Origin of the sequence: Leifsonia sp. NPDC014704 (assembly GCF_043083605.1) — a bacterium.
GTDB lineage: Bacteria > Actinomycetota > Actinomycetes > Actinomycetales > Microbacteriaceae > Leifsonia.
Map to the genome: position 1 here is coordinate 521,585 of NZ_JBIBYW010000002.1, position 13,253 is coordinate 534,837.

General features: G+C 70.0%; 12 protein-coding genes. 6 read left to right on the forward strand and 6 right to left on the reverse strand.

Annotation, left to right across the window (positions count from 1 at the left end; all coding sequences use genetic code 11):
* The first annotated feature begins 3 nt into the window (after positions 1 to 3).
* From ACF1AJ_RS14040 to ACF1AJ_RS14055, 4 genes are all read left to right on the forward strand, one after another.
* The gene (locus ACF1AJ_RS14040; protein ID WP_391507886.1) at positions 4 to 936 is read left to right on the forward strand and encodes a L,D-transpeptidase; all 933 of its coding nucleotides are present in this window, start codon (positions 4 to 6) and stop codon (positions 934 to 936) included.
* Between the two features lie 102 nt (positions 937 to 1,038).
* Positions 1,039 to 1,479 carry a hypothetical protein gene (locus ACF1AJ_RS14045; protein WP_391507887.1) on the forward strand — a complete coding sequence of 147 codons (441 nt, stop codon included), beginning with the start codon at positions 1,039 to 1,041 and terminating at the stop codon, positions 1,477 to 1,479.
* Positions 1,480 to 1,647: 168 nt separating this feature from the next.
* Positions 1,648 to 3,012, forward strand: a complete 1,365-nt coding sequence (gene lepB, locus ACF1AJ_RS14050) for a signal peptidase I (protein ID WP_391507888.1) — start codon at positions 1,648 to 1,650, stop codon at positions 3,010 to 3,012.
* Positions 3,013 to 3,014: 2 nt separating this feature from the next.
* Positions 3,015 to 3,344 (forward strand): hypothetical protein, encoded by a 330-nt coding sequence (locus ACF1AJ_RS14055; RefSeq protein WP_391508769.1) that lies wholly within the window; start codon positions 3,015 to 3,017, stop codon positions 3,342 to 3,344.
* 53 nt (positions 3,345 to 3,397) lie between these two features.
* Here the strand turns inward: ACF1AJ_RS14055 and ACF1AJ_RS14060 are convergent, their stop codons facing one another.
* From ACF1AJ_RS14060 to ACF1AJ_RS14080, 5 genes are all read right to left on the reverse strand, one after another.
* Complete coding sequence (locus ACF1AJ_RS14060) at positions 3,398 to 4,438, reverse strand: hypothetical protein (RefSeq protein ID WP_391507889.1); 1,041 nt, start codon at positions 4,436 to 4,438, stop codon at positions 3,398 to 3,400.
* 100 nt (positions 4,439 to 4,538) lie between these two features.
* Complete coding sequence (locus ACF1AJ_RS14065) at positions 4,539 to 5,234, reverse strand: hypothetical protein (protein WP_391507890.1); 696 nt, start codon at positions 5,232 to 5,234, stop codon at positions 4,539 to 4,541.
* A gap of 102 nt (positions 5,235 to 5,336) precedes the next feature.
* Positions 5,337 to 5,585, reverse strand: a complete 249-nt coding sequence (locus tag ACF1AJ_RS14070; RefSeq protein ID WP_020076270.1) for a hypothetical protein — start codon at positions 5,583 to 5,585, stop codon at positions 5,337 to 5,339.
* Between the two features lie 71 nt (positions 5,586 to 5,656).
* Positions 5,657 to 6,697: a Gfo/Idh/MocA family protein gene (locus ACF1AJ_RS14075; RefSeq protein ID WP_391507891.1), complete on the reverse strand. Its 1,041-nt coding sequence runs from the start codon at positions 6,695 to 6,697 to the stop codon at positions 5,657 to 5,659.
* A 79-nt stretch (positions 6,698 to 6,776) separates the two neighbouring features.
* A complete protein-coding gene (locus tag ACF1AJ_RS14080) occupies positions 6,777 to 7,787 on the reverse strand; it encodes a Gfo/Idh/MocA family protein (RefSeq protein WP_391507892.1) in 1,011 nt (336 codons plus the stop codon).
* 129 nt (positions 7,788 to 7,916) lie between these two features.
* Between ACF1AJ_RS14080 and ACF1AJ_RS14085 the strand changes: the two genes are divergently transcribed.
* A complete protein-coding gene (locus ACF1AJ_RS14085) occupies positions 7,917 to 10,535 on the forward strand; it encodes a glycoside hydrolase family 2 protein (protein WP_391507893.1) in 2,619 nt (872 codons plus the stop codon).
* 67 nt (positions 10,536 to 10,602) lie between these two features.
* Positions 10,603 to 11,526: a phosphodiesterase gene (locus ACF1AJ_RS14090; RefSeq protein ID WP_391507894.1), complete on the forward strand. Its 924-nt coding sequence runs from the start codon at positions 10,603 to 10,605 to the stop codon at positions 11,524 to 11,526.
* A gap of 49 nt (positions 11,527 to 11,575) precedes the next feature.
* On the opposite strand, the gene ACF1AJ_RS14095 is transcribed toward ACF1AJ_RS14090, so the two are convergent.
* Positions 11,576 to 13,168, reverse strand: a complete 1,593-nt coding sequence (locus ACF1AJ_RS14095; RefSeq protein WP_391507895.1) for a stealth family protein — start codon at positions 13,166 to 13,168, stop codon at positions 11,576 to 11,578.
* Positions 13,169 to 13,253 lie beyond the last annotated feature (85 nt).

A 13,253-nucleotide genomic window follows, 5' to 3' on the forward strand; every position in this document is an offset into this window, starting at 1 on the left:
GGGATGACTGGGGAGACAGGGCAGAAGCGCGACTCGGGCGTACCGCGAAGTCGAAGGCGGAGCTCGGCCGCCATCGCGGCGGGGGTCGTCGTGGCCGGCGTCGCGGCACTGGCCGCCGTCGTCCTGATCGAGCCGTCAGCCGGCATCCTGAGCGGTTCGGCCCAGCAGGCGAACGCAGGCACGGGCGCGGTCGTGAGCGCGGACTACACGGAGCCGACCCCGGATGAGATCGCCGCACTCCCCGAGGCCAGGTACGACGCGGTCATACCGGGACTGATGGCGTACACGAGCGCGAAGGTTCCCGCGGTCTCCCGTGACGTCTATGTGATCTCGACGGACACGGCGATCTTCGACAGCGCCAAGCGCCCCGTGGCGCGCTTCGCGTTCAGAAATTTCGCCGGACGGCCGACGGTCATCGTGCCCGTCGAGATCGACGGGCCGTGGGCGCTGGTCATGACTCCGGCCCGACAGCGGCTTCCCTCCCAGGCAGGTGGGTCCGCGCCAGCACAGACGGCCGGCTGGGTGCGCACGAGCTCACTGAAGAAGGCCGCCCCCGAACCGCTCGAGCGTCACGTCGTGATCGCGGCGAGCTCGCAGACGCTGGCGATCCAGGAGTTCGACGGAACGACCCTGCAGTCGTTCGGCGTCGCGGTCGGGGCGTCCGGGACGCCGACCCCGACCGGGGTGACGGGATACCTGCAAGAGCGCTACCTGGACCCCGAGCAGGGGCAGACCACGTATCCCATTGAGCTGACGTCGCTGCACTCATCGGCGCAGGACGAGCCCTTCCGCGGCGAGGATGGGGGCCTCATCGGCATGCACTATTTCCCGTCTCATGACGGGACCGTCTCCCATGGGTGCATCCGCCTCTCCGCGGAGGCCATCACCGCGGTGAACCGACTCCCGCTCGGTACGAGCGTCACCATCGTTCCATGAGAAAGGAAGACCGCATCGAGGGACCGGGCGGATGCACGAGATCCGCACCCCGCCCTCGCACCGTCCGCAGGAACCACAGTTCGTGAAGAAAGGGATTCCATCATGACCAAGGGAAAGCGCCTCGTCCTCCCCATCGCCGCTGCCGCGCTCGCGCTGAGCGGGCTCGTCGGCTGCACAGGTTCGCCGTCGTCTCCGTGGTCCGCCGGCTCGGGCTCGACGAACGCCAGGGCGAACGGCTCTACGCCTTTGCCCACCATCCCCGCCGGGACGGGGATCATCTCGGACACGAAGATGACCAGCTGCGATACGACGGGCTCGGAGGTGACCGCCACCGGGACGGTCACCATGCCGAAGGATCGGAAAGGGGACGTCGTCGTCTCCGTCAGCTGGGTCAACTCCACGAGCTCGTCCGTCTACGGGCGCGGCGTCACCACGCTGAAGGACGTGGGCAGCGGTGACAAGAAGGAGTGGGCAACGTCGGCGACCCTTCCTGCGGGCGCGGAATCGGTCTCCTGCGTCCTCGGCGCGGTCGTCCCGGAGTAAGGACAGACGGTTGGGCTCACCTTTCCTCGGTGAGTTTCCTCCGCTCGCGTCATAGGTTGCCGGCTCCCGCGTCTTCAGTAATTGAACCCGTGTGCGATCAGGTCGGGTGAAGCGAGGAGAGCAGGCGAGATGACGGTGACACCGCGCATTCCATCACGGAAATCCAAGATGCGTCGTTCGTCCTTCGTTGCGCCGACCGGCCGGGCGAGCAGTGTGCCGGACGCCCTTTCCTGGCGCACGGCGGTCGAGGGTGAGCTCGCGCCCAAAGGCCCGGCCGCCTGGTCTGCCGCCAGCTCTGTCCAGTCGGATCGCGCCGTCGTCGACGCCGGCCCGTACGGAGTCATCGACCTGGCTGTCGTGGAAGCGATCCCCGAAGCACCGGGACCCAAGCCTCAGCTCGGCGTCGTCTGGTGGGACAAAGGATCGTTGCGGGAGGAGGACTACGAAGACGGGACGATCCAGACCAGCTTCATTCCCGCATCTCTGACCGACCACGTCTCCCTCACCGACACGTACCGTTCGAGCGGTCCGGTGGCCGCTTCGTCCGCGCCGAGCCGCCCGGCGGTCGTGACCACGCCGGCGAGCGAGGCGGACCTGCGCCCACGTCAGGCGGGTGGGCACGCGTCCCTTGCCGAAGTGTCAGGCGGGCGGGCGCGCGCTTCCGGGTCGCGACGCCGCTCGCGCGGCTCCTCGGGGGCCGTCGGCCCCGTCGCATCTGTCGCACCCGCAGAAGTGGAGCCGGTCGCTCCTCCGGCGCCCCCTGTGTCTGCGAGGCGGCACCCGGAGCTCGACGAGTCCGACCACCGCAGGCACGCGCGCCGGGCCCGCCACGTCGAGCTGGTGCCGAAGGCTCGGGGGGGCCGCAACCTCGCGACCAGTCATCCGCGCCGCGCCAGGCTCCGACGCCGTCGCTCTCGACGCCGCCTGGTGCTCAGCATCATCCTGGTCATCGCCGCGTTCGTCGTGACGCTGGTCGTCCAGAGCCTTGTCGTGACACCGTTCACGGTGCCGTCGAGCTCGATGGAGAACACTCTCCACACCGGCGATCGGATCCTGGTCGACAAGCTCGCGTACGGCGCCGACTCCATCCACCGTGGCGATGTCGTCGTCTTCGAAGACCCGGGTGGGTGGCTCTCGGGCGCGCACGACGCGCGCTCTGGCGACGGGAAGAACTATCTCGTCAAACGCGTGGTGGGCACACCGGGTGATCGCGTGAGCTGCTGCAGCACCGGCGGCCGTCTCACGGTCAACGGCAGCGAGGTTTACGAGCCATACGCCGTGGCACCGGAGGGAGAGCCGGCCTCACACACGTTCGATGTCACCGTCCCCGCGGGGGCGCTCTGGGTGCTCGGGGACAACCGCTTCAACTCCCGGGATTCGACCCAGACACAGGATCAGCCGACGAAAGGCTTCGTCCCCATCGCCGGGGTGGTGGGAAGAGCGGTGCTCAAGCTGTGGCCTCTCGATCAGCTCGCGCCAGTCGCCTCCGCTGGCGAACTCGCCTCCATCCCCGCACAGACGTGTCCGACCTGAAGATGCGAACCGTGATCTACGACGAAGTGGACGGACTCGACGAGACTTCCGCGGGCGTGCCGATCCCGCACAGCGCCTCCGATCGCGCGGGCGACTTCGCCATGCCGACCGTCCTCCCCAAGCGCGTGCCCCCGCTTGCCGGGCTCGCGCTCGCGCTCGCGCTCGTCCTTCCGGTCGTCGCCGTCCCGCTGGGCTACCACGTCACCCGGAAACTTCACCGCGTCGGAGGCAAGGGAGTGGCCGTGGCCCAGGCGGCGATCATCGTCGGCTACCTCAACATCCTGCTGATCACGCTGGTGAGCCTGAACGTCGCCGTCGCCGTCTTGCTCTGACGACCGACCCGACAGGTCAGCGCACGGGTGCGGCCGCGATGTGCCGCGTCTTCTCAGCGCACCACCGACGGTGACCACGCGTGCTCCATCAGCAGCGTCTCCGGAGCGGAGCCGTCCGCCGGTGCTGAATACACGTTGAAGTCCCCGGACTTCCCCGCGACCGGCAAGCCGAACAGGACCGTCCGGTCGTCCAGCCACTCCGCCTGGTCGTCGACGCTTCCAGCGAGCGGCAGCACGGTCTCCTTCCCGGAGGCGAGGTCGAGGACGGCCAAGGTCCATCGCGGGGCGTCGGCAGTCCCCAGGTTCTTCTTGTATGCGACGCGCGTGCCGTCCGGCGACAGCGAGGGGCATTCGACGCCGTCCTGGAGGGCGACCACCGTGCGGCCGCGCAGGTTTCCGCGTACGAGCCACGTGTGTCCCGCGGACGCAGCGGTCGCGTAGAAGATGTTGCCGTCGTCGGCGAAGGTGACGCCCCAGAAGTTCAGGTCGACGGCGGTGTAGGGCTGCGCGTCGACGAGGAACGTGAACGCATCGAGCGGACCGTAGTGCGTCCCGTGGAGTGAGGTGATGGTCGTCAGGGTCGAGAACTTCACATTCGCGTAGGACTCGCCGTCGACGAACGCAGTCCAGGCGACCAGCCTGGAGTCGGGCGACAGCCGGGTGCGGCTCGGAGGCCCCGACAGCGGCCAGAAACGGATGACCGCGCCGGCGCCGTCGTAGAGGGTCTCGCGGTAACCGACCGGGCTGATGGAGTTGAGGCTCAGGCACGAGAGGGCCTCCCGGCTCGCATCGACGCGTTCGCAGGAGAGGCCGGAGACCGTACGCTTGCCCGACGGGGACGTGAGAGGCACCGTGGCCACCTTGCCGAAGCCGTCACCGGGTTCCGTGTTACGGAACACGATCTGCGGGCCGGCGGGCACGGTGAACCCGGAGGCCGTCGGTGCGCCCGGTGCGGGGGCCGGCGTGGCGGCCGGCGCCGAGGTGCCGGATGGCGTGGGCGTTCCGGCAGCGCATGAGCTCCCACCGAGCACGACGGCGGTAAGCATCCCGGTCGTCACCACCGCCCGACTGAATCGGCCTCTACTCGTGCTCATCATGCATCCCTTCAGATCGGTCCCGTTAACTAGGGACTCCGAAGCGCACGCACCATTACGGCGGCGACGAGAATCGGTCGGGCAGCACGGAACTGCGCGTTCAGCCGATCAGCGACACGGCTCGCGCGATCACCAGGGCGAGGAGCGTGAAACCGGCGAACGACTCCAGCGACATCAGCAGCTTCGCGCGGTGGGTCAGCGGCATGGTGTCGGTCGGGCTGAACGCCATCGAGTTCGACAGCGAGAAGTAGAAGTAGTCGATGTAATTCGGCACCCAGTCCGCTTGCTTGCTGGACCCGCGTGCCACCTCGTCCACCGCGTCGTGGTCCTCGTCCTGCGGGAACCGGAAGTCCGCCAGCGCCAGCTTCGGCCGCGGAACGGTCGCGCGAGCGACGGGACCTCCGCGGTCGAGGACCCAGAACACCAGGGCGAAGGCGATCACGTTGGTCAGCCACACCTGCAGCGAGGCGAGCAGCAGCTCGTACCCGTTGCCGTGCTTGTTGAGGAGGCGGACCACCGTCTCCGCGAACGCGATCTGGTTCGCCACCAGGATGAAGATCGCCAAGGCGATCTCGGCCCGGCGCGACCACCGCGACTCCCGGTTGAGCCGGTGGGGGTTGTAGAGAACCAGCGCGACCACCATGAGGATGCAGATCCCGACGACGGCGTAGCGCTCCAGCAGGGGGACGACGCTGGGCAGGAACGCGTACGCCGCGAGAGCGACGAGCGTGGCGATCACGGCGGGCCAGCGATGCTCCGGCTGGGCCGACCGCTTCCGGTTCTCGGTCTGGGTCACACGGGGAACAGTACCGCCGGGGCGCACGGTGGAGCGGGAGGCGGCGCGGGGCGGTGCCGCGACCTCTCCGCCGAGAGAGCCTTCGGCGGAGAGGTCGGAGCGTCAGTTGAAGATCGCCCACTCGGAGCGGTCGAGCTTGGCGCGGCTTCCGTTGATCACGAGGTACCACGACCCTTCATCACGATGGAGGTACTCCGCGAGGATTGTGGTGTACTTCCACTCGCCCGACACGAGGGACCAACGGATCAGGGAGATCAGCTGGCCCTGCCGCAGGTACGGGACGGCGACGAAATCATCTTGACGATGGGGCTCCAGTGACCGGTTGCGGGCCCCCGTCCGCTGCATGCTCATGCTGAACTGTAACTCCGCGCCCGACCCCCTGGATATACCTCAATTCACCCCAGGGTGAATTTTCTGCGAACTCAGCTCTCGGGCGCGGAGGCGGTCACCAGCTCGCGCAGCGAGCGGACCGGCGCGATCGTCCTGTTCTGCGTCGATTCGTAGGCGGCGAGGATGATGCCGAGCACCTCGATCCCTTCCTTCTGCGTGTGGAGGGGGCGCGTGCCGTCGAGGATGCTGCGAGCGAAGTGGCCCACCTCTTCCTGGAACTCGTGCACCGGCGCCAGCTCGAGCACCGTCGGCTCGGACTCGCCGCGCAGCCGATAGCTGAGCGAGGTGCCGTCGCTCGTCAGGCTGCCCAGCTCGCCGACCACGGAGAACTTCTCCGTGCCGTCCGCCGGCTGGTAGGCCCAGCTGGTGACCAGGCTGCCGATCACGCCGTTGTCGAAGCGCACAAGCACCTGCGCCGAGTCCTCGCCCTCCATGAACGAGAGGCGGTGCGTGGCGAGCATCGCGGTCACCTCCACGGGCGAGCCGCCCGCGAGGTGCAGCAGCAAATAGGTCGGGTGGTAGCCGGTGTCGATCAGCTCGCCGCCGCCGCTGGTGGAGGCGTGGGCCCGCCATCCCATGTTCGACGGGTCGAAGTCGTTGTAGAAGCTGTCGGTGGTGCGCACCTCGTAGACCCGGCCGAGCACGCCGGAGTCGATGAGCTCCTTGGCCGTGGCGACGGCGGGGAGGAACAGCTGGTTGTGCGCGCACATCAGGGTGACGCCGGCTTCGGCGACCGCGGCATCCACCTCGGCGGCCTCCTCCGGCGTGAGGCACAGCGGCTTCTCGCACAGGATGTGCTTGCCGGCGCGGGCGGCGGCGACGATCGCATCCTTGTGCAGGTGGTGGGGCAGGCAGATGTCGACGGCGTCGATGTCCGCCTCGGCGAGCATGGTCGCGTAGTCGGCGTAGACCTCGGCGCCGCTGTCGCCGGCCCGGCGCTCGGCGGCCTCGCGGACCGGGTCGGCGACGGCGGCGAACGTGACGGTCTCCGGGTTGCGGAGGTAGCCGGCGACGTGGGCTCCGGCGATGCCGCCGGCTCCGATGAGGCCGATGCGGACGGTGGTGCTGGGCATAGTGATGCTCCTTTGGAGACGTGGGTGGGCGTGCGGATGCACGGAATGAGAGGGGAGAGTGAAGGGATGCGGCGGCCGGTCAGGCGACCGGCGCCGCCTGTCCGGTCAGCGCGACGGCGCGGCCGGTCGCTGCGGACTCGTTGGCGGCGACGACCATGCGGGTCAGCTCGACGGCATGACGCAGGTTGTCGTCGGCGGTCGTTCCGTCGTGGATGTGCTGCACCCACTGCGCGAACGCACCGGGCCGCCGCTCCGGGAGGGGCAGCTCCTGCCACTCCTCGCCGAACGCGCCGCCCTTCGCGAGGAGGCGCTCGCCGCCGAACCCGAACATGACCGTCGCGGCGGTGCCGCGCAGCTCGATCGTGAACGCGCCCGGCGTGGTCACGACGCTCGCCTCGAAGACACCGATGCGGCCGCCGGGGAACTCGGCCGTGACGACCGCGTTGTCCTCAACCGCACGGTCGGTGACGTGGCCGTAGGCCGCCGAGATGGTGAGCGGCTCGGCGCGGTGGTACAGCCGCGTCAGGTACGCCGGGTGGCATCCCAGGTCGGTGAGGGCGCCGCCGATCGCGGCCGCCGGGTCGGCGAACTGCTCCGGCAGCCAGCCGGCGACCCAGCCGTCGTGCGCGAGGCGCACGCGGGAGTAAGTGAGTTCGCCGAGCGTGCCGTCGTCGAGGATGCGCTCAATGGCGACCGTGTAGTCGTCGGAGAGTCGGGGAAGCGACACCACGAGTGCGACGCCGGCCTCCCGGGCCAGGTCGACCAGCTCCTCCGCCTCGGTGACCGTCGGGGCGAGGATCTTCTCGGTGAAGACGTGCTTGCCGGCCGCGATGGCGCGTCCGATGACGTCGCGGTGCTGGTCGGTCGCCGTGGTGATGGTCACCGCGTCGAGTTCGGGGCGGGCGAGCAGCTCGTCGAGGTCGGCGACGAACTCCACGCCGAACTCGTCGGCGGCCGCACGGCCGCGCTGCTCGTCGTCGTCCCAGACGGCGACGAGGGTGGTGTCGGGATGCTGCTGGACGTTGCGCACGTAGTCGCCTGCGTGGACGTGCCAGAAGCCGATCGCTGCGACAGCGAGTGGGTGGGACATGCCTGTCAAGGCCTCCTTGCCTGGTATTCGATGCGCGCGAACCACGAAAGCGTACCTTCTGCTCGGGAGCAGTAGATAGTCCTGCGGCAGAATTTCTGGAATCGTTCCCAGATTCGGCATGATCGTGGGGTGAGCTCAACGACGATCACCCTCGACGGCGACGACTGGACCATCCGCGAAGCCCTCGGCGACACGGCCGAGTGGTACCTGGGCGCGCCTCTGCCCGACGCGGGGAACAACGTGGCCGAGGCGTCCGCAGCCATCGCGGCGGCGCCGGGATGGCTGCCAGCACGGGTACCGGGCGCGGTCGTCGACGACCTTCATCGCGCGGGCGAGCTACCCGACCCGCGGGTCGGCCGCAACTCGCGTGCCGCGGAGTGGGTGGCCGAGCGGTCGTGGGTGTACCGCCGGGCGGTGGAGCTGGATGCGCGCGCGGCCGACGGCGTGGCGGTGCTCGAGTTCGACGGCGTGGACCCGGGAGCGGACGTGTACTGGGACGGACAGCGCCTCGGCACGGTGCACGGGCTGTACCACCGTCTGCGGATGCCGCTGGATGCATCCCTCCGCTCGGCTGGGCGGCACAAGCTGGCCCTGCGCGTGCATCCCGCGCCGGACTCCGAGCCGCAGGTCGGACGGACCGAGCGGGTGCGGGTGCACACCCCGCGGCTCGGCTACGGCTGGGACTTCTCGCCGCGGCTGCGGCACCAGGGCGTCTGGAAGGGCGTTCGCCTGCGCGCCGGGCGTGCCCTCTTCAGCGACGTGACCGTCCGTGCGTCGGTCGCCGAGGCGCCGGGTGGCCAGTCGTTGCGCGACTTCGCGCCGGGTGGCGACGAGCTGTCGCAGCCGGGCAGGGCGGGCTCGGGCGTGGACGGCGTCGTCGCCGTCGCGTGGGACGCGCCACGGGCGAAGCGGTCGGACGCGGCGCTGACCGTCACGGTCACGGTCGAGCGCGACGGACGCACGGTGGCCGAGCGCAGCATCCCCGCGGCCGACGAATCGGCGGAACTGCGCATCCCGGACCCAGAGCGGTGGTGGCCGAATACGGTCGGCGGCCAGCCGCTGTACACGGTCACAGTCGTCCTCGCGGACGAGGAGGGCGAGACCGACCGCACCGAGCGCCCGGTCGGGTTCCGGACGGCAGCGCTGGCGCCGACCCCGGGCGCTCCGGCGGACGCCCTCCCGTACACGGCCGTCGTGAACGGCGTGACCGTCCCGCTGCTCGGCTGGAACTGGACGCCGGCCGACACCCTCTTCGGGTCGATCGACGAGCGGACGGTGGAGCACCTGCTCGGACTGGCTGCGGCCTCCGGCGCCCGGCTGATGCGCGTGTGGGGCGGCGGTCTGATCGAGACCGAGCACTTCTACGCGACGTGCGACCGTCTCGGCCTGCTGGTCTGGCAGGAGTTCTCGCAGTCCAGCTCCGGGATGCAGAGTACGCCGAGCACAGACCCGGAGTTCGTGGCGCTGCTTCGTGCGGAGGCCGAGGCGCTCATCCCGACTCGGGTGCACCATCCATCGCTGCTGCTCTGGGGCGGCGGGAACGAGCTCGACGACGGCGGGGTGCCGCTCTCCGACGACTGTTCGCCCGTGCTGGCCGCGCTCTCCGACGCGGTCGCGCGGTTCGATCCGGGTCGTAGCTGGCTGCCGACATCGCCGACGGGTCCGGAGTTCCACAACCGGCTCGACCGCATCGAGGCGAACCCCGACGGACAGCATGACGTCCACGGGCCGTGGGAGCACCAGGGCCTGGTCGGCCAGTACCGGCTCGCCAACGCCGGCACGAGCCTCGCGCACACGGAGTTCGGGGTCGAGGGGATGACGAACCTGCGCTCCCTCGAGGCGCTGGTGCCCGAGGCGGATCGCTGGCCCGCTGACCGCACGAACCCGGTGTACCGGCACCTCGGCGAGTGGTGGGACAACGCGGACCAGCTGGTCGAGCTGTTCGGGGGGCGTCCGGACAGCCTCGAGACGCTGAACCGCGCATCCCAGCTGTTGCAGGCCACCGGTCTGCAATACGCGGTGGAGGCCGACCGGCGGCGCTCGCCGCGCTGCAGCATGGTGCTGCCGTGGCAGTTGAACGAGAGCTATCCGAACACGTGGTGCACGGCCGCGGTCGACTTCCGGGGCGACCCGAAGCCCGCGTACTTCGCGGTCGCCCGCGCGTACGAGCGGCGGCGTGCGACGCTGCGCGTGACCCGCGCCGTGTGGGGCGGTGAGCCGGTCGCGTCGGTCCAGGCGTGGCTGTGGGCGGAGGATGCGGTGCCGTCCGGTTCCGACCTGACGTTGCGCGCTCGCGGTCTCGACGGCGCCGTGCTCGCCTCGCGGGAGGTGCGCGCGGACGCTGTGCGGCATCCCGAACCCGTCGGGACGCTGGAGGTCGCGACCGCCGACTTGCCAGAGGTCTTCCTGTGGGAGGCGGAGTGGCGGGATGCGGATGGCCGCGAGCTCGACCGCGAACGGATGCTCGCCACGACGACCGCGGACTGGGCGGCGCTCTTCGACGTGGCGGCGCCCGTGCTGACCGTCGTGCGCGATGCAACGGGAGCCGTGCGCGTCCGCAATGACGGCCGGCAGGCCGCCCTGACCGTACGGCTGACGGACCCGCGGCCGGTCGGTGCGCCGGGCATGCTGAGCGTCGGCGGCGACCCGCGGCCGCTGCTGCCCGGGGAGGAGCGGACGCTGGCCGCGACCCCCGGAATGCCCGTGCGGGTCGAGGCCTGGAACGCCGAACCGACGGAACCGGCATGAAAACAGATCCAGGCGGCACACCGCGAGCGTTCACGGTCCGTTCAGACGTAGGTGGTGTGATAGCCCCGTGAAGACGCGAATCGCGGAATACCCGCGGCCGGACCACTTCCTCCTCCACATCAGCGACACACATCTGCTGGCGGGAGGCGAACAGCTCTACGGCACCGTCGACAGCGAACAGCACCTCCGCGCCCTCCTCGCGGAGGTGGAATCGTCCGGTGGCAGGCCGGAGGCGATCGTCTTCACCGGCGATCTCGCCGACCGCGGCCAGCCCGACGCGTACGCGCGGCTGCGCGCCCTCGTCGACCCGGCTGCCGAGCGGATGGGCGCCCGCGTCATCTGGGTGATGGGCAACCACGACGATCGGGCGTCGTTCCGGCAGGGCCTCCGCGACGAGCTCGGCGACACGTCACCGATCGACGACGTGTACTGGCTCGGTGGACTGCGCGTCATCGTCCTCGACTCGACCGTGCCCGGACACCACTACGGCGACGTCAGCGAGTCGCAGCTGGACTGGCTGGCGGCCGAGTTGGCGATGCCGGCGCCGGAGGGCACCATCCTCGCGATGCACCACCCGCCCATCCCGAGCGTGCTCGACCTCGCCGTCTCGGTAGAGCTGCGCGACCAGTCGCAGCTGCGCGAGGTGCTGGAGGGCAGCGACGTGCGCAGCATCCTGGCCGGGCACCTGCACTACTCGTCGACGGCGACCTTCGCGGGCATCCCGGTGTCTGTGTCGTCGGCGAGCTGCTACACGCAGGACCTCAACGTGCCGGTGGGAGGGACGCGCGGGCGGGATGGGGCGCTCGCCTTCAACCTGGTGCACGTGTACCCGAACACGGTGCTGCACTCCGTGGTGCCGCTCGGCCGCTACCCGACGCTCGACTACGTGGACCCCGAGGAGTCGGCGCGGCGACTGGCCGCCGACGGCATCCGCATCCCCCCGGCGCCGCGCAACGAGACCCCCACGGAGCCCATCCGCGTCCTCGCTTGACCCGCGTCTCGCCCCCTCCGGGCCGAGATTTGGCGCAAATCGTGACGCGTCAGGTGCCGGGGCGCTCCCACGGGGCCGGGAACGGGAAGTAGCGCTCGAGGAAGTCGGTCACGATCCGCGTCCGCTCCTCGGGGCTGATCTCCGGCTTCGAGCCGTCGTTCAGGCAGAACATGTCCTGGTCGCGGCGCTTCAGGAGGCGCCGCATCATGTCGGGCGCCTGCCGCAGCGTCGTCTCGATGTAGAGCACCTTCGCCTGCGTCTGCGTCACCGCGCGCCCGGTCATCAGCGCGTAGTAGTGGTACAGCGAGTTGGTGACCGAGATGTCGGTCGCCGAGCGGAACGGGCTGGCCGCGGTGCGCCGGAAGTCCTCGGCGAATTCGCGCTCCATCTCCTGTAGAACGCTGATGCGCAGCGGGGCCGCGCAGTGCTCGAGGTGGCGCGTCGTGACCGCGCCGAACCGTTCCCAGAGCAGGCGGCGGTTCACGCGTGCCGCGTTCTCGAATCCGCTGCGCGCCGGGTCGGTCTCGCCGAGCCCGATGCGGGTGCCGGCCTCGACGAACTTGGTGATCCCGCCGGGCGAGAAGAACACGTCAGGCGACAGCGGGCGGCCGATGAACATGTCGTCGTTGCTGTACAGGAAGTGCTCCGACAGGCCCGGGATGTGGTGCAGCTGGCTCTCGACGGCGTGCGAGTTGTGCGTGGGGAGTGTGGAGGTGTCGGCGAAGAAGTCCTCGCTCCGCATGATGTGGATGCGCGGATGCTCCGGGTCCAGCCACGGCGGGACCGGGGAGTCGGTCGCGATGTAGATGTTCCGGATCCACGGCGCGAACATGTGTACGCTGCGGAGCGCGTACTTGAGCTCGTCGATCTGCCGGAAGCGGGCTTCGTTGTCGTCGCCCTCCCCGACGACGTAGGCCGCCATCCGCGCGGCCCGCTGCCGCTGGTATTCGGCGCTGGAGCCGTCGACCCACGAGAACACGATGTCGACGTCGAAGGCGATGTCGCTCGCGAGCGGGTCGAACATGTGCTGGAGGGTGCGCCAGCGCCGTCCGTACAGCTCCACTTCGGCCTCGACCGCCTCGCCGCGGGGCAGGCGCGGCCGCATGAGCGCGTTCTCCCGCGGTGCGGTGATCTCATCGTCGCCGAACCGCCAGAACTCGAGCTGGAACGCGGTCTCGGCGCCGTATCGCAGCCGGCCGATGGGCTCGAGCCGGGGGCGGTACAGGCGCAGGATGTCGGCCTTCCGGCGGGAGAGGCGGCCGTCGGCGATGAGCAGGTCTTCGCCGTGCTCGTCCTTCTCGGGGTCGATGCTGCGGGAGTAGAAGGGCTCGTCGGCGAACGCTTCGGCGAGGGCCGCCGAGACCTCTTTGCGGCGCCGGCGGTCGAGCGCCACGATCAGGCGGTTGTCGTCGTCGCGCACGAGCAGGTACTCGAGCCCGGCGGCGTCGAGGGCGTCGCGCACGGCGAGGAGGTCTTCGATCATGGACTCCCGCGGCGTGAAGGGGCCGGAGACCAGCGTGAAGAGCCCCTTGCGCTGCACGATGTCGTCGCGGGCGAACCGGGGCGCGCCGGAACCGGGGTCGCGGGTGACGACAACGGGCTCGGGCTGGTCGGAGAGGGATGCGGGAGGATGCTCAGCCATACACGCATTACTCTAAGCCGCTCGCGTGGCAGTGCGTTCCGCCGCCGACATGGCGACATTCGTGCCGAATGTGCGCTAACGGGTC

Bases quoted from the DNA above. Each gene is read 5' to 3' on its own strand.
- ACF1AJ_RS14080 (WP_391507892.1), bottom strand. From the start codon at position 7,787: ATGTCCCACCCACTCGCTGTCGCAGCGATCGGCTTCTGGCACGTCCAC.
- ACF1AJ_RS14075 (WP_391507891.1), bottom strand. From the start codon at position 6,697: ATGCCCAGCACCACCGTCCGCATCGGCCTCATCGGAGCCGGCGGCATC.
- ACF1AJ_RS14070 (WP_020076270.1), bottom strand. From the start codon at position 5,585: ATGAGCATGCAGCGGACGGGGGCCCGCAACCGGTCACTGGAGCCCCAT.
- ACF1AJ_RS14095 (WP_391507895.1), bottom strand. From the start codon at position 13,168: ATGGCTGAGCATCCTCCCGCATCCCTCTCCGACCAGCCCGAGCCCGTT.
- lepB (WP_391507888.1), top strand. From the start codon at position 1,648: ATGCGTCGTTCGTCCTTCGTTGCGCCGACCGGCCGGGCGAGCAGTGTG.
- ACF1AJ_RS14060 (WP_391507889.1), bottom strand. From the start codon at position 4,438: ATGAGCACGAGTAGAGGCCGATTCAGTCGGGCGGTGGTGACGACCGGG.
- ACF1AJ_RS14045 (WP_391507887.1), top strand. From the start codon at position 1,039: ATGACCAAGGGAAAGCGCCTCGTCCTCCCCATCGCCGCTGCCGCGCTC.
- ACF1AJ_RS14040 (WP_391507886.1), top strand. From the start codon at position 4: ATGACTGGGGAGACAGGGCAGAAGCGCGACTCGGGCGTACCGCGAAGT.
- ACF1AJ_RS14055 (WP_391508769.1), top strand. From the start codon at position 3,015: ATGCGAACCGTGATCTACGACGAAGTGGACGGACTCGACGAGACTTCC.